The organism is Nesterenkonia maliinae (assembly GCF_051262655.1).
Taxonomy (GTDB): domain Bacteria; phylum Actinomycetota; class Actinomycetes; order Actinomycetales; family Micrococcaceae; genus Nesterenkonia.
On sequence record NZ_JBIMEY010000004.1, the window covers coordinates 49,571 to 63,950 of the forward strand.

General features: G+C 68.1%; 19 protein-coding genes. 5 read left to right on the forward strand and 14 right to left on the reverse strand.

All coding sequences use genetic code 11. The annotated features are described in order from the left end of the window. Positions 1-7 precede the first annotated feature (7 nt). Entirely contained in the window at positions 8-1,438 is a 1,431-nt protein-coding gene (locus ACHAA4_RS09025) for an aldehyde dehydrogenase family protein (RefSeq protein ID WP_435773841.1), read from the reverse strand. An 86-nt stretch (positions 1,439-1,524) separates the two neighbouring features. Next, the gene (locus tag ACHAA4_RS09030; protein ID WP_435773842.1) at positions 1,525-1,959 is read right to left on the reverse strand and encodes a rhodanese-like domain-containing protein; all 435 of its coding nucleotides are present in this window, start codon (positions 1,957-1,959) and stop codon (positions 1,525-1,527) included. Positions 1,960-2,052: 93 nt separating this feature from the next. Between ACHAA4_RS09030 and ACHAA4_RS09035 the strand changes: the two genes are divergently transcribed. The 3 genes from ACHAA4_RS09035 (at position 2,053) to ACHAA4_RS09045 (ending at position 3,380) form a co-directional block, all read left to right on the forward strand. Beyond that, a complete protein-coding gene (locus ACHAA4_RS09035; protein WP_435773843.1) occupies positions 2,053-2,511 on the forward strand; it encodes an Lrp/AsnC family transcriptional regulator in 459 nt (152 codons plus the stop codon). 311 nt (positions 2,512-2,822) lie between these two features. Next, entirely contained in the window at positions 2,823-3,149 is a 327-nt protein-coding gene (locus ACHAA4_RS09040; protein ID WP_435773844.1) for a hypothetical protein, read from the forward strand. A gap of 63 nt (positions 3,150-3,212) precedes the next feature. Next, entirely contained in the window at positions 3,213-3,380 is a 168-nt protein-coding gene (locus ACHAA4_RS09045; RefSeq protein ID WP_435773845.1) for a hypothetical protein, read from the forward strand. A 2-nt stretch (positions 3,381-3,382) separates the two neighbouring features. Here ACHAA4_RS09045 and ACHAA4_RS09050 read toward each other — a convergent pair whose 3' ends face one another. Genes ACHAA4_RS09050 through ACHAA4_RS09070 form a run of 5 tightly spaced genes read right to left on the reverse strand, consistent with a single transcriptional unit; the run spans position 3,383 to position 7,341 of the window. Beyond that, positions 3,383-4,813 (reverse strand): PIG-L family deacetylase, encoded by a 1,431-nt coding sequence (locus ACHAA4_RS09050; RefSeq protein WP_435773846.1) that lies wholly within the window; start codon positions 4,811-4,813, stop codon positions 3,383-3,385. Beyond that, a complete protein-coding gene (locus tag ACHAA4_RS09055) occupies positions 4,800-5,807 on the reverse strand; it encodes an acyl-CoA dehydrogenase family protein (protein WP_435773847.1) in 1,008 nt (335 codons plus the stop codon). Before ACHAA4_RS09055 ends, ACHAA4_RS09050 begins: the two co-directional genes overlap by 14 nt. Then, positions 5,804-6,538: a glycosyltransferase family 2 protein gene (locus ACHAA4_RS09060; RefSeq protein ID WP_435773848.1), complete on the reverse strand. Its 735-nt coding sequence runs from the start codon at positions 6,536-6,538 to the stop codon at positions 5,804-5,806. The genes ACHAA4_RS09055 and ACHAA4_RS09060 overlap by 4 nt, the downstream gene beginning before the upstream one ends. A gap of 34 nt (positions 6,539-6,572) precedes the next feature. Further along, complete coding sequence (locus tag ACHAA4_RS09065; RefSeq protein WP_435773849.1) at positions 6,573-6,899, reverse strand: transcriptional regulator; 327 nt, start codon at positions 6,897-6,899, stop codon at positions 6,573-6,575. Next, the gene (locus tag ACHAA4_RS09070) at positions 6,889-7,341 is read right to left on the reverse strand and encodes a hypothetical protein (protein ID WP_435773850.1); all 453 of its coding nucleotides are present in this window, start codon (positions 7,339-7,341) and stop codon (positions 6,889-6,891) included. Before ACHAA4_RS09070 ends, ACHAA4_RS09065 begins: the two co-directional genes overlap by 11 nt. A gap of 113 nt (positions 7,342-7,454) precedes the next feature. Here ACHAA4_RS09070 and ACHAA4_RS09075 point away from each other — a divergent pair, with 113 nt between their 5' ends. Then, the gene (locus ACHAA4_RS09075) at positions 7,455-8,552 is read left to right on the forward strand and encodes an SDR family oxidoreductase (RefSeq protein ID WP_435773851.1); all 1,098 of its coding nucleotides are present in this window, start codon (positions 7,455-7,457) and stop codon (positions 8,550-8,552) included. Between the two features lie 122 nt (positions 8,553-8,674). Here ACHAA4_RS09075 and ACHAA4_RS09080 read toward each other — a convergent pair whose 3' ends face one another. Genes ACHAA4_RS09080 through ACHAA4_RS09090 form a run of 3 tightly spaced genes read right to left on the reverse strand, consistent with a single transcriptional unit; the run spans position 8,675 to position 9,982 of the window. Further along, a complete protein-coding gene (locus ACHAA4_RS09080; protein WP_435773852.1) occupies positions 8,675-9,088 on the reverse strand; it encodes a RidA family protein in 414 nt (137 codons plus the stop codon). Then, complete coding sequence (locus ACHAA4_RS09085) at positions 9,085-9,495, reverse strand: VOC family protein (protein WP_106122557.1); 411 nt, start codon at positions 9,493-9,495, stop codon at positions 9,085-9,087. The genes ACHAA4_RS09080 and ACHAA4_RS09085 overlap by 4 nt, the downstream gene beginning before the upstream one ends. Positions 9,496-9,505: 10 nt before the next feature. Next, positions 9,506-9,982: a helix-turn-helix transcriptional regulator gene (locus ACHAA4_RS09090; RefSeq protein ID WP_435773853.1), complete on the reverse strand. Its 477-nt coding sequence runs from the start codon at positions 9,980-9,982 to the stop codon at positions 9,506-9,508. Positions 9,983-10,207: 225 nt separating this feature from the next. Between ACHAA4_RS09090 and ACHAA4_RS09095 the strand changes: the two genes are divergently transcribed. Continuing rightward, a complete protein-coding gene (locus tag ACHAA4_RS09095) occupies positions 10,208-11,074 on the forward strand; it encodes a VOC family protein (RefSeq protein ID WP_435774035.1) in 867 nt (288 codons plus the stop codon). Positions 11,075-11,076: 2 nt separating this feature from the next. On the opposite strand, the gene ACHAA4_RS09100 is transcribed toward ACHAA4_RS09095, so the two are convergent. From ACHAA4_RS09100 to ACHAA4_RS09115, 4 genes are all read right to left on the reverse strand, one after another. Next, positions 11,077-11,589 (reverse strand): MarR family winged helix-turn-helix transcriptional regulator, encoded by a 513-nt coding sequence (locus tag ACHAA4_RS09100; RefSeq protein WP_435773854.1) that lies wholly within the window; start codon positions 11,587-11,589, stop codon positions 11,077-11,079. 149 nt (positions 11,590-11,738) lie between these two features. Next, on the reverse strand, positions 11,739-12,800 hold the full coding sequence (locus ACHAA4_RS09105) for an NAD(P)-dependent alcohol dehydrogenase (RefSeq protein ID WP_435773855.1): 1,062 nt from the start codon (positions 12,798-12,800) through the stop codon (positions 11,739-11,741). Positions 12,801-12,921: 121 nt separating this feature from the next. Beyond that, entirely contained in the window at positions 12,922-13,362 is a 441-nt protein-coding gene (locus tag ACHAA4_RS09110) for an OsmC family peroxiredoxin (RefSeq protein WP_435773856.1), read from the reverse strand. Between the two features lie 70 nt (positions 13,363-13,432). After that, a complete protein-coding gene (locus tag ACHAA4_RS09115) occupies positions 13,433-14,275 on the reverse strand; it encodes an alpha/beta fold hydrolase (protein ID WP_435773857.1) in 843 nt (280 codons plus the stop codon). Between the last annotated feature and the right edge of the window lie 105 nt (positions 14,276-14,380).

A 14,380-nucleotide genomic window follows, 5' to 3' on the forward strand; every position in this document is an offset into this window, starting at 1 on the left:
GCCGACGTCAGCCCTTGAGCAGGATCTTGCGCATGCCCCAGGAGATGGGGGCCTTCGCGAGCCGAGTCGGATCGAACCCGGGCAGCTTGCGCAGCACGCCACGCTCGTGGCTGAAGGTCGCCACGCTGTACTCCCCGTGATAGCGGCCCATGCCGCTGGCGCCCACTCCGCCGAAGGGAAGCGTGGACACCGCCAGCTGCGTCATCACGGTGTTGAAGGTGATCCCGCCGGAGGAGGTCTGCGCGAGGAGGGCCTCGCGCACCTCGGGGTGCTCGGTGAAGGCGTACAGCGCCAGCGGCTTGGGGCGGGCGTTGATGAAGTCGATGGCGGCCTGGTGATCTGCCACCGTGAGGATCGGCAGGATCGGACCGAAGATCTCGTCCTGCATGATCGCCGAGTCGGGGTCTACATCGAGCAGCACAGTGGGTGCGATGTACCGGGCGGCGGGGTCTGCCTCCCCGCCGATGACCGCACGGCCTGAGTCCAGCAGTCCGGCGAGACGCTCGGCGTGGCGCTCATTGATGATCCGCCCGTAGTTCTCAGCCCTGGACGGGTCGGATCCGAAGGCCCGGCGGGTGACCCGTGCGATCTCCCGAGCCAGCGGCTCGGCGAGCTCGGGGGTGGTCAGCAGATAGTCCGGCGCCACGCAGGTCTGGCCAGAGTTGCTGAACTTGCCCCACACCAGAGCCTCCGCGGCAGCGGTGAGATCCGCGGACGCGTCGATCCAGACCGGGGACTTGCCGCCAAGCTCCAGCGTGACCGGGGTCAGATGCTTCGCCGCAGCGGTCATGACGATCGAGGCCACCGTGCCGTTGCCGGTGTAGAAGATGTGGTCGAAGCGGTGTTCCAGCAGTCGGGTCGTCTCCTCGACGCCGCCCTCGACCACCCGCACCGCGTCGGTGTCGAGGTATTCCGGGATCAGCTTCGCCACGGTCGCGGAGACCGTCGGGGCCAGCTCGCTGGGCTTGAGCACCACGGAGTTCCCGGCCGCCAGCGCCCCGATCAGTGGCATCAGCAGCAGATGGAAGGGGTAGTTCCAGGGTCCGATGATCAAGACCGTGCCCAGCGGCTGACGCTGCACGTGGGCGCGAGCGCTGCCCACGATGAACGGCACCGGGGTGCCCCGGTCCCGGGTCCAGCTGGTCAGGTTCTTCAGCGTCGTCTTGACCTCGGACTTCACCGAAAGGACCTCGGTGAGGTGAGAGTCGACGTCGTTCTTCCCCAGGTCTGCGTCCATCGCCGCATGGATCTCCGGCGCCCGCTCCTCAAGCAGTCGCAGGATGCCCCGCAGCTGGTCCCGGCGCCACTGCATCGACCGGGTGCGGCCGGTGGCAAATGCCGCCTGGGTCCCTGTCACGCAGGCGTCGACGGCGGCGAGGGGAGTGGAGAGCTGCTTCGCGGCGGTGCTGCGCACCTCGGCTGGGGAGTAGGGCGTCATGGAGTGAACCTCTCAGGTCAGGGCGTCCTCCCCACACTACAGATCACGAACCATCCCAACCTGGGGCAAAGCGCACGGGCCTGCGGTCAGCCAAAGACCGAGCGGCTGCTGGGGGCGGTCAGCGGATCGGGGAGTCGGCGCGATCGCCCAGCCGCCCGCTGCACCAGGAAGCCCACGCGGGCCCAATATTCGAACCCGCCAATGAGCTCCCGGACCTGTGAGAACCCCAGCGTGCTCAGAGTCAGTGCCGCGCGGGTGCTGCCATTGCATCCCGGACCCCAGCAATAGACGACGACGGCGCGGCTCCGGTCCTTGCCCAGCTCGCCCACCCGGTCCTGAAGTTCAGGCCCCGGGATGTGGAGCGCGCCGGGTATGTGTCCCTGCGCCCAGGCTGTTTCGGAACGGACGTCCACGACCAACGGGGAGGAGCCAGAGGCTCGATCTGCGGCGAGGTCGGCAGGGTCGGTCTCGTGGCGCAGCTTCGCTGCGAAGAATGCGGCGGCAGACAGTGGAGTGCTCATGAGTCCATTCAACGCCGAGGCGTCGTGCGAGAGAATGCCAATTCGTCGAAGAATCTGGAATCAACCCTTCATTTCGACGCTATTCTCGATCCCATGCCGACGAATCCACGTATCGATCTAGATTCCACCGACCATCGAATCGTTGAGCTTCTGCAACGCGATGGCCGGATGAGCATGGCCGAACTGGCACGCAGCATCAACCTCTCCGCCAGTTCCACGGCAGACCGGCTGCGTCGCCTGCGCGACGCCGGAGTCATCACCGGATACTCCGCGACGGTGAACCCAGAGGCGCTGGGCTATTCGGTAAGCGCCTTCGTCCGGCTCGCCTATCCCTCTGGCAACTACAAGCCCTTCCATGACCTCGTGGAGACCACCCCGGAGATCATCGAAGCCCACCACGTCACCGGCGCGGACTGCTTCATCATCAAGGTCCTGGCTCGATCCATGAGGGATCTTGAACGCATCGCCGGTCGGCTGGCCACCCTCGGAAGCATCACCACCAGCGTGGTCTACTCCAGCCCGGTGCCCACCCGGCACATCGCCCCCGCATGAGCGCGACGCCGAGCAGGCGAAGAACTGGGCTGTCGTCGCACGAGGCCCCGCGCATTGGCGCCGCTGGTGGCGAACAGGTCCATCGTCCACCTAGACCATGAGACGCGGCAGAAGTGCATCTCCGTGCTCGTCAGGAGCTAACACCCTGTTCACTGACATTGCGTAGAGGTATTAATAGTTATACGGTCTAACAGTAAGGTTGATGAAGAGGTAGATGTGTGACTGCAACAGGGGGCAGGCACGAGAGGGTACGGAGAGTTCAGATGAGTACACAGGCAGTCCCCAACAGCAGAATCACGCAAGCAGACGCAATGTTCCAGCCCGTCGAGCACCAGACGCACCGCAGTGCGTCCTTGGATGCGGATCAACAGCTTCGATGCACGCGCTTTGACCAGATGGCCAAGGCGGCATCCGCCGGGCTCATGGCTCACCCCCACGTAGAGTCCGCGATCGTGGAGATCTCCGGCGACGACGCCGATCTGGTCTTCCACCTGAACTGCACCATCAAGGCCGAGGCCGACCCCTCAGATCTCATGGAGACCATCTCGCAGGGCGTCATCTCCAACATCGAACGGATGCTCGGCACGGAGTTCGCCTCCCGGAGGCTGCACTTCAACCGCAGCATCTACGCCGCCTGAGCCCGGTCGTCCCGAGCAACAGGCCAGCAGCAACAGATCAACGCACACTTTGAGGAGCCCGCCATGGACATCACCCTGATTCAGACGTTCAATGCCTTCTTCATGGCCGCCGTCCTACTCGCCGTGCCGGTGCTCATCGTCGTCGGCATCTGGGGCGCCCTCGGGCGCCGTGAGCCCCTCCCCGCAACGGTGGAGCTACAACCCGTGCGACAGCCGGCCAACCAGCCCTGAGCTCAATGCAGGAACTCGGTCTGCGCCACGCTCGGGCTGGCCGGGCCGAGCACGTCGATGAGCATGTCGCGATCCGCATAGCTGCCATGGAGATCCCACCCTGGCACGGCCCGCAGGTCTGCCCTGATCTGCTCGGCTGAGCGGAATGCCTGGGCATCAGGATGGCGCCAATGCACCGACACCAGGTGTCCACCGGATTCCAGGGTCTGCGCCGCGCGTCCCAGGACCGTGACCCACTGGGAGTCGTTCAGGTAATAGGCCAGCTCGCTGATCAGGATCAGGTCGATCGTCCCGTCGGGCCAGTCCTCGATGCTCGCCTGCTGGAACGTCACATTCTCTGCCACAACTCGCTGCGCCGCCGCCTGCAGCGCGGAGCCGGAGATGTCGGTGGCGAGGACCGCGTCGCAGCGCTGCGCCAAGAGCTCGGTCACCCCGCCGATGGAACATCCGGGCTCGAACGCTCGGCGGTACCTGGCCTGGGGGAGCACCGCCATGGTCAGCGCGTACTTGCGCTGCTCATACCAACGGCTCGTCACGCCCCACGGATCCGCCCGCCCGGCATGAAGGCCCTCGAAGTCCAACGGCGTCCCGGGAAAGACGATCTGCCGCTCCCGCAGCACGGTGGCCAGCATGGTCTCCGTCAGCACCGGCTCCCCGGGTTCCCGGTCCGCCGGCGTGCCATGCGCAGTCCCCAGCTGGGAGACGAAGCCGACGACGGCGCGGGCCCGGACCCGCGCGAGCTCGGCGTCGATCGGGATGGAGCGCGCCGCGGCCCAGCGCGCCTCCGTCCTGGAGGGTGACGCGGGGGGAGTGCTGTGCAGCCACAGCCACACCGGGTACTGCACCAGCGGGGCGTTGTGCTGTGCCGCGGCGGCCGCTGCGGCGTCCCCACACGCGTCGTGGTCGGGGTGCCCGTCATGGGAGAGCGGGGCGGTCACGAGGGTCCCGCGGGGCAGGTCCTGCAGTGCGGCGCCGATCGCCTCGGTCAGGGATTCGATGTGGGCGTTGAGCTCGCCGTCGGGCAGCTGCAGCCTGATCCGTTCCAGGCTGCCCAGACCGCGCGGGCCCGGCGTGAGCGAGCGCAGCTCCGTCATGGCAGCCTCAGACTCCGCGGTACGGATCTCGGCGAGCTGATCTGCGGGAATGCTGCTGGCTGGGTGTGATCCGGTGCCGTCGGTGGCGGCCAGTACGCGGACTGGGGAGCCGCTGCGCAGCCCGGCGGCGATCAGGGCGGCCGCGCCGAGCACCTCATCGTCGGGATGCGGAGCGACCACCAGCAGCCCGGGCAGCTCGTGCGGGATCCAGCGTCCGGCGTCGTCGATCTCACCGATGCCCCATTCCGGCACGGCGGCGTCGTAATGGTCAAGCGCGGCGCGGGTGGTCCGCGGAGCCTGAGCGCCGTGGAAGGTCGGCGGAGTCTCACCAGGTGTCATGCGCGTCTCCGATCAGATCGTCCCAGCTCAGGCGGTCCTCAGTCATCACCGTAGGCAGCGTCGCCTCATCGGTCTCGGCGTGGGACTGGCGGATGTAGACGCTGAGGTCGGCGACTCGCTGGGCATGGATCGCGTCCGAGGCGAGCGGTCCCGGCCCGAGTGCGCGCCCGGTGCGGTCGATGACCTCGGCGGCCAGTCGGTCGATGTAGGTGCGCACCGTGAAGGCCTGCGCCTTGGCCAGCGGCAGGTTGTGCGGGTCGGCGTCGACCGCGCGGGCGGTGCTGCTCATCAGGGCCCAGCCTGCGGTCAGCGCGGCGGCCACGGCTCCGGCATGAGCGCGCAGGATCGGTGAGGCGTCGGCGGCGGTGGCTCGGGTGAGCAGCGGTGCGGCGACCGCGCGGGCGGCGCCGTACCAGCACGCGGCCACCCCCACACCGCCGTGCCAGAAGCCGGCGCGGTCGAGGTAGTCAGCATGCGTGCCCAGCGCGGTCGCGGGCACCTGCTCGAAGGAGACCCAGCCCGAATCGCTGGCCGCCATCCCGACCGCCTGCCAGGTGTCTGGCACCGGAGCGACGCCCGGGGAGGAGAGGTCCACCGCGAAGAACATCTTCTGCGCCGCACCGCCCGATGCTTCGGTGCTTGCGGCGACGGTCGCGGTGACCAGCGCATGGGTGCACAGCGACGCTCCGGAGCACCACGGCTTGGTGCCGGTCAGGGTCCAGCTCTCGCCGCTGCGCACTGCGGTCAGCACCGGTCTGGGCGGCTCTGCGGCCCAGACGCCCCAGAGCTGACCGGGGGAGACCAGGGCGGGGAGATCGAGGTCCGTGGTGATCGCGACCGCGTCGGCGTGGGCCTCATAGAGCCGTCCCACCACGGTATTCTCTGCGGTGATCGCGGCCAGGCGGAGCCAGCGCGCCTCCGTGTCACCCCGCCCGGGAAGCCCCGGGGTGGGCTGGCGGAGGTGCTCGTGCAGCTGGTGCAGAAGATCCGTCATGCGTTCAAGGCTCCCAGGGTTCGAGCGAATCCGCGCGGGGCGCGGCCGGTGGTGCGCCGGGAGGTCATCACGGGCATGTCGGTGGCGGTCACGAGGACGGCGTCGCTGCGCTGCAGCCGAGAGACCAGGTCGACGTCCTCGTCATCGGCGAGGCTGCGGAACCCCTTCACGGCGAGGTAGGCGCGGGCGGTGAACGCCAGGTTGGCGCCGTGGATGTGGCTGTGCCTGCTGCCGGTGATCTTCTGCGCGTAGTCAGCCGCCCAGGCCAGACCCACCGGGTCGGCCCCGGCAACCGGGGTCAGCATCACGGTCCCGACGACGACGTCGGCGCCGCGGTCTCGATGCTCGGCCTGCTTGGCGAACCAGTCCGGCGGGACATGGCTGTCCGCGTCGGTCGTGGCCAGCCACTGTTCGTATGCCGGTGGTGGGTGATCCGCGCTCGCTGGGAGATCTGCGGCGTCCACGGGGCTGGTCAGTGCGTGATCGAACCCGGCCGCGCGGGCGGCCCCGACATTATTGGCATCGATCTCGAGCACCTCGGCGCCTGCGGCGCGCGCGATCGCGGCCGTCTCGTCGGTGCAGGCGTCGGCGACCACGAGCAGCCGAAGCCGCACGTCGGCCTGGCGGGCAGCGGCGTGGACGGAGCCGAGCGCAGCGGCGATGGTCTCGGATTCATCGTGGGCAGGGATCACCACGATCACCTGCGGGTCCTGCGCTGAACGGGCGGTCACCTGACTGAGTCTAGGCTCTCGGCGGGGAGGGGCGTCACCGCTGTCTGCGGTTTTGGTCCTGGTGCTCGGGCTCATCCTCCAGCAGCTGCTGGAGCGCCTCCTTGTGCCCGAGGTATGCCTCACGTCCAGCGGGAGTCAGCGAGAGCATCAGGCGGGAGCGGCCCTTGAAGACGAAGGGCTCCTCGCTGAGGTATCCGGCGTCGGCGAGCTGGCTCAGGTGCTTGCTCAGCGCCGATTTGGAGAGCCCGGTGCGCTCCTGGACCTCACGGAACTCGATGCCCGTCGCCTGGGACAGCATCGCGCAGATCCGCAATCGCTGCGGGGCGTGAATCAGCGCGTCGAAATGCGGCTCAGGCGCCACGGTGCCGCCGCTGATACGGAACCCCGACGGCGAGGACCCCTGCCGCGAGGATGGCGCCTGCCACCAGCCAGATCCAGGTGCCCAGGACATCGTCCAAGAGGATCGCCGCGACCGGGACCGCGCCTGCCAGAATGCCTGCCGCACAGACCTTGACCCACGGCACGCGGGTGCCTTGGTAGCCCGGCTGATGGAAGCTGAACCTGCCCACCAGTCCTCCGATCCCCACGGAGAACAGCACGGTGAGAACCACCTGGAGAATCCGCGCCGGGCCGCTCAGCCCCTGCAGGGCATTGAGGCCGCACAGGGCGAGGATCAGGCCAGCGATCGCCGGGAAGTACCAGAACGGCACCGGCCGGTTGATGGTTGCCTGTTCCTCCCGCTCGGCCGCGTCCAGAGCGCGGCGTGCTTCCTCCGGAGTCGGCCTTGACCGCTGTGTTTCCATGCAAGAAACACTAGCTAGTTTCCTCAATGGAAACAAGTGGTCTGGGTATGTGTCTCGACTCTCTCTCGAGCGTTCGGGGGAATTTCCGCAGCCTCTCCTGGCTTCCACCGGACATGACTTCCACTGCAGAATCCTCCACACCCACCGGCCGAACAGCGCTGATCGTAGGCGCCTCCGGGATCACCGGCTCCGCCATCGCCCGCCAGCTCATCGCTGAAGGGTGGGAGGTCATCGCGCTCTCGCGCAGCGCCTCCTCCGCCCCGGGCATTCGCGGAGTCGCCGCTGACCTCCGTGACCCGGAGAGCCTGCGCGGCGCGCTGGCCGCCGAGCGCCCCACGCACGTCTTCTTCACCGCGTGGCAGAAGCAGGACTCCGAGGCCGAGAACATCACGGTCAACGGCGGCATGCTGCGCGACCTGCTGGCAGCGCTGGCGCATGCGCCGTTGCAGCACGTGGCACTGGTGACCGGACTCAAGCACTACCTCGGCCCCTTCGAGGCCTATGCCGCGGGCGAGACCCCCGACACCCCCTTCCACGAGGAGGAGCCGCGCCTGGAGACCCCGAACTTCTACTACGCGCAGGAGGACGAGCTCTTCGCAGCCGCCTCTGCCCAGGGTTTCCACTTCTCGGTGCACCGCGCGCACACGATCATCGGCCACGCCGTGGGCAACGCCATGAACATGGGCCTGACCATCGCTGTGCAGGCCACACTGGCCAAGGAGCTCGACCTCGACTTCGTCTTCCCGGGCAGCGAGCAGCAGTGGAACGGTCTCACCGACATGACCGACGCCGGACTGCTCGCCGAGCAGATGATCTGGGCCTCCACCGATCCCGCTGGTTCGGATGAGGCGTTCAACATCGTCAACGGCGACGTGTTCCGCTGGCGCTGGATGTGGCCCCGACTCGCCGCAGACCTCGGCGTCCCCGCCGAGCGCGTCGTCGGCTACCAGGAGGCCCCGCGTCCGCTGGAGCAGCAGATGGCCCCGCATGAGGCGGCATGGCCCGGCATCGCCGAGAAGCACGGCCTCGTGGAGTCAGACATCAGCCGGCTCGCCTCCTGGTGGCACACCGACGCCGACCTGGGCCGGGACATGGAGGTCGTCACCGATATGGGCAAGAGCCGCGACGCCGGCTTCCTCTCCCACCGCCGCACCGAGCAGGCGTTCAAGGACCTCTTCGCCCGCTACCGTGCCGACCGGGTCATTCCCTGAACTGATGACCCGGTGCCCCGACTGACCCGGCGCCCCGACTGGCCGGGGGTGTTGGATGCTCCGCCGCCCTGAACGCTCTGCGGACCTGCGCGCCCGATTGAACTGAGCGTCCAGCCAGGCACTCAGCCCTGGACCGCGGCGACGGCTTCGATCTCGATGAGTTGCTGGTCGTAGCCGAGGACCGTCACGCCGAGCAGCGTGCTGGGCGGATCATGGTCACCGAACGCCGCTCGCACCACGCGCCAGGCGGTGACCAGGTCGGCCTGGCGCGTTGAGGCGACCAGCACTCGAGTGCTGACCACATCGCTGAGCAGAGCGCCGGCGTCGTCCAAGGCGGTGCGCAGGTTCGCCACACACTGCGCTGCCTGGGCGGCGTAGTCGCCGACGCCGACGGTGGCGCCCTCCAGGTCCAACGGGCACGCGCCGGCCAGGAAGATCAGCCGGGCGTCCGCCGGTGCGGTGGCCGCGTAGGCATACTCCACGGACCCGGCAAGAGAGTCGGACCGGATCAGGGTGACGGCGCGCCGCGCGCTCATCGCTGGCTGATCCGCAGCAGGTTGCCGGAGGGGTCGCGGAAGGCGCAGTCGCGGACGCCGTAGTCCTGGTCGATGGGCTCCTGGACCACATCGGCGCCGGCGGCCTCGAGCTGCTGGTAGAACGCGTCGAGGTCATCCACCGCCAGCGTCATGCCGGCGAAGCTTCCCTTGGCGATCAGGGAGTGGATCACTCGACGCTCCTCCTCGGTGATGCCCGGGTCCACCGCCGGTGGCTGCAGCACGATAGAGGTCTCCGGCTGCCCAGGAGGGCCCACGGTGATCCAGCGCATGTCTTCGTAGCCGACGTCCTGGCGGACCTCGAAGCCGAGCAGGTCCCGGTAGAACCCCAGCGCTGCCTCGGGGTCGGTGTGCGGCAGGAACGTGTAGTGGATGGTGATGTTGTTCATGACCGCCAGCCTAGGCAGGCACGTCCGCGTGCGCTTCTCGATTCCTGACCAGTTCTGCGGACGTTTCACCGGAGCTGCCCCGAATCGGTCGGCTGACCTGCTTGGCCAGGCACGGCGGGATCCCCTTCAGCGCCCCGGCTGCGGTCTCCCGGTAGACGCGTGGCGGGACCCCCACCAGCTCGGTGAATCGTGTGCTGAAGGTTCCCAGCGAGGAGAACCCGAAGGCGAAGCAGACATCGGTCACGGTCATGTCCGCCCGGCGCAGCAGCGTCATCGCCCGCTCGATCCGGCGGGTCATCAGATAGGAATACGGCGACTCCCCATAGCTGAGCCTGAACTGCCGGCTCAGGTATCCGGCCGAGAGGTGCACGCCCCGGGCCAGCTGCTCGACGTCCAGCGGCCTGTCGTACTCCCGGTCGATCCGGTCGCGCACCCTGCGCATCAGCACGAGTGTCCTGGGCTGCTGGTCCTGCCGTGCGCTGCCCATGACGGCATTGTGCCTAACTGTGCGGCGCCGCGCGAGGGTTCGGCGCACGGTAGTGACGATCATCGACGGCAGGGGGTGCCAGAGCTTTTCTGTCGCTGTACACTTAAACTTGTACCTACAACTAAAGACATGGTGTTCGGTGCCGCACCGACCACCACCCAACCCAGGAGCGACTCCGTGTCCGAGACCCTCGACGCCGCAGGCACCCTCAGCCCCGCCGCCGCCATGGACGCGGTCACCCTGCATGTGGGTGATCTCGAGCTGATGTCGGACTACTACGGCAAGGCGCTCGCGCTGACCCCGGTGGAGGAGGCTGCCCGTGGCCGACAGGTCCACCGGGTGCTGGGGCGCGAGGGGGTCCCGATGCTGCGCCTGATCCACACTCCTGGGCTGCCTCCGGTGAACCCGCGCGAGGCCGGGCTGTTCCATACGGCGTTCCTCTTCGAGACCCCCGCGGCGCTCGCGGCCACCGTCCAGCGAGCCGCCACGGACCCGCGCTCGCGATTCGTCGGCTCTGCCGACCACCTGGTGGGCGAGGCGTTCTACTTCACCGACCCCGAAGGGAACGGCATCGAGCTCTACCGCGATCGGCCGCGCTCTCAGTGGAGCCGGCGCAACGGGGAGCTGGCCATGGAGAATCTCCCGCTGCACCCCGGCGAGTATCTTCAGCAGCACCTCGAGCAGCAGGACGATTCAGGCCGGCGCGCCGCGGGCTCGGTCGGTCACGTCCACCTGCAGGTCGGGGACCTGGAGCGGGCCCGCAGCTTCTATGTGGACGCGCTGGGCTTCGAGACGACCGTGAGCAGCTATCCCGGAGCGCTCTTCGCCGCAGCGGGCGGATACCACCACCACGTGGCCATGAACACCTGGAACAGCCGTGACGCCGGGCCCCGCGCGGCCCGCCTCGGGCTCGGCGATGTCGCCATCACCGTTCCAGGTCGGGAGGACCTCGACGGCCTGTCCTCCCGACTGCGCGGGCATGGCATCACCCATGATGACGACGGACGGCGGATCAGCACCCGGGACCCATGGGGCACCCAGGTCACCGTGGCGCTGACGGGCAGCACGGTGGATGAGCTGCTCGCGCGCTGAGCTCAGCCGGTCCCGGGGCCCGGGACCGCGTCGTGCTTCGCGTAGACCGGACGCATGGCGTCCCCGACATCGAGCCGATCCAGGATGCTGCTGGTGATCTCGGTCAGCTGGGTGACCTGTTCGGCGCTCAACCCCTCCAGGACCAGGGAGCGGACCGCCTTCACGTGGACCGGTGCCGCGGAGACGACCTTCGCCCAGCCCTGCTCGGTGAGCGAGGCGTTGGTGGCGCGCCGATCCTCCGCACAGGGCTGCCGCTGCACGTAGCCACGGGTCTCGAGCCGAGCGACCACGTGAGAGAGCCGGGGGAGCGAGGCGTTGGTGACCTGCGCCAGATAGGTCATGCGCAGGGTCTTGCCCTCGGACTCGGAGAGCACCGAGAGCACCCGATAGTCGAAGTGGGTCAGCTCGGCGTCGCGTCGGAGCTGACCGTCCAGCGCACCCGGCAGCAGCTCTAGGATCGAGGCGAGCCGCACCCAGGCGGCGAGCTCGGTCGAGGTCAGCCAGGGAGTGCTCATGGGACGGTCCTTCCTGCGGTCTGCCGATTGGTTTCTGCGACAACCTTACGCCGGTCCACAGACGCACAGCGGCCCGCCGCAGCGGAGCTTCTCAGCTCTGCTGCGGCGGGCCGCTGATGCTGGGGGACCAGCCGGTGTGCCTGCGGGGATCAGGCGGCGGCGGCCTGCTCCAGCGATGCGATGTCGATGACGGCGCGGTAGCGCACGTCGCCGGAGACGACCTTCTCGTAGTACTCATCCACCTGGTCGGCGTTGATCAGCTCGATCGTGGAGGTGATGCCGTGCTCGGCGCAGAAGTCCAACATCTCCTGGGTCTCGGGGAGCCCGCCGACCATGGAGCCGGCGTAGTTCCGGCGCATGCTCAGCAGGGAGAACATCTGGAAGGACTGCTCCTCGCTCGGTGCGCCGACGTTGACCATGGTGCCGCCGCGGCCCAGCAGGCCGAGGAAGGAGTCCAGGCTGACCGAGGCGCCGACGGTGTTGATGATCAGGTCAAAGCTGCCGGCCAGATCCTTGAACGCGGAGCCGTCTTCGGTGGCGCGGTAGGCCTTGGCGCCGAAGGCCAGGCCGTCTTCCTTCTTGCTGTCGGTGCGGCTGAGCACGGTGACCTCGGCGCCCATGGCGGCGGCGATCTTCACGGCCACGTGCCCGAGGCCACCCATGCCGATGACGCCCACGGCGACGCCGGGACCGGCGCCGTAGCGCTTGAGCGGGGCGTAGGTGGTGATCCCGGCACAGAGCAGCGGGGTGGCTGCGGCGGGGTCCAGGCCCTCGGGGATGTTGAGCACGAAGTGATCGCGCACCACGATCTGCTGGCTGTAGCCGCCGTGGGTGTTCTCCCCGTTCTTGTCCTGGCCGTTGTAGGTGCCGACGACGCCCTGGCTGCAGAACTGCTCCTCGCCGTCCTTGCAGGCCTCGCACTCCATGCAGGAGTCCACGAAGCAGCCCACGCCCACGGTGTCGCCGACGCTGAACTTCGACACCGAGGAGCCGACCTCGACGACGTCGCCGACGATCTCGTGTCCCGGGGTGATCGGGAAGGTCGTGCCGCCCCATTCGTCGCGGACCTGGTGGATGTCGGAGTGGCAGATGCCGGCGTAGCGAATGGCGATGCGCACGTCGTCGGCGGCCAGGCTGCGGCGCTCGATGGTGCGGGTGGTGAAGCTGGACTCGGCGCTGTCGGCCTGAAGTGCAGTGACTGTCGTGGTCATGAGGGGTGATTCCTTAAAGCTGGGTGAAAAAGTCGTGGACACGGCGCAGGGCCGCGGCGGGCAGTGAATGCGCGCCGCGACCCTGCAGCAGTGTGGTGGACCCGGACGGGTCCAGGTGTGGTCAGCTCTCGAAGGTGGCGTCCAGAGTGATCTCCACTCCGGTGAGCGCCTTGCTGACCGGGCAGCCGGTCTTGGCCTCTTCGGCGGACTTCAGGAACGTGTCCTCGTCGATGCCGCTGACCTCGCCGTTGACGATGAGCTTGATCCCGGTCAGCTGGAAGCCGCCATCGGGATCGGCGCCCAGGGAGACCTCGGCGCGCACGTCGAGGGCTTCCACGGTGCCGCCGGCGCCGGAGAGCACGGCAGAGAGCTGCATCGCGTAGCAGGAGGAGTGAGCTGCGGCGATGAGCTCCTCCGGGCTGGTGCTGCCGTTGGCCTCTTCGGCCGAGCGCTTGGGGAAGGACACCTCGTAGGTGCCGATCTTGGAGCTGCTGAGCTCGACCTGGCCGGAGCCCTCCTCGAGTGATCCGTTCCAGGCGGTGCGTGCTGTGCGTGTAGGCATAATGAGTCTCCTTGAATAGGTGGGTTCAGCGTCAGTCTTGCCGCTGTGTCCGGATGCTTCCTGAACGTGATCAGCTGCGCAGGAAGGTCAGCAGGTGCTCGTTGACCTCCTGCGCGTGGGTCCAGAGCATGGCGTGGGGTGCGTCGTCGATCTCGTGATACTCCGCCGAGGGCAGCGCCTTGTGGAAGACCCGTCCGGTGGAGTCGATGGGCAGGATGTTGTCGGCGGTCCCGTGGACGATCAGCGCGGGGACGCCTGAGCGGCCGATGGCGGCGACGTCCTCGCGGAAGTCGGTGAGCCAGGTCGGCTGGGCCCAGACCGAGGCGTGCGGGGAGGCGGCGTAGGCAAGGTTCTTATGCGCCGCGAGGGCCTCCTCGCTGAGCCGGCTGCCGAGGGTGTCCTTGGTGTTGAAGAAGTCATCGAAGAACGCCGTGAAAAAGGCGTAGCGGTCGGTGGTGACGGCGTCGAAGAGGCCGTCGAACACCTCCTGCGGCACACCGGTGGGGTTGTCCTCGGTCTGCAGCAGGAAGGGCTGCAGCGAGCCGAGGAAGACGGCCTTACTGACTCGGTCCGAGCCGTGGTTGGCCAGGTAGCGAGCGACCTCGCCGGTGCCCATGGAGAAGCCGACCAGCACCGCGTCGCGCAGATCCAGGTTCTCCATGAGGGCGTTCAGGTCGGCGGCGTAGGTGGTGTAATCGTGTCCGGTGGTGGGGCGGGAGGACTTGCCGAACCCGCGCCGGTCATAGGTGATGACGCGGTAGCCCGCGTCGAGCAGCGCGGAGGTCTGCTTCTCCCATGAGGAGCCGTCCAAGGGGTAGCCGTGGATGAGCACGACGGGCTGGCCCGCGCCGTGATCCTCGTAGTAGAGCGAGATGTCTGTGCTGTTCTCGGTTCCGACGGTGACGTGAGACATGTCAGTTCCTCCTTGAGGTCGGAGAACGTTCGTTCTCCCTGTTCCACAGCCTAGGAGAACCATCGTTCTCTGGCAAGTACACTGGGATGAAGGCACCATGAAGAG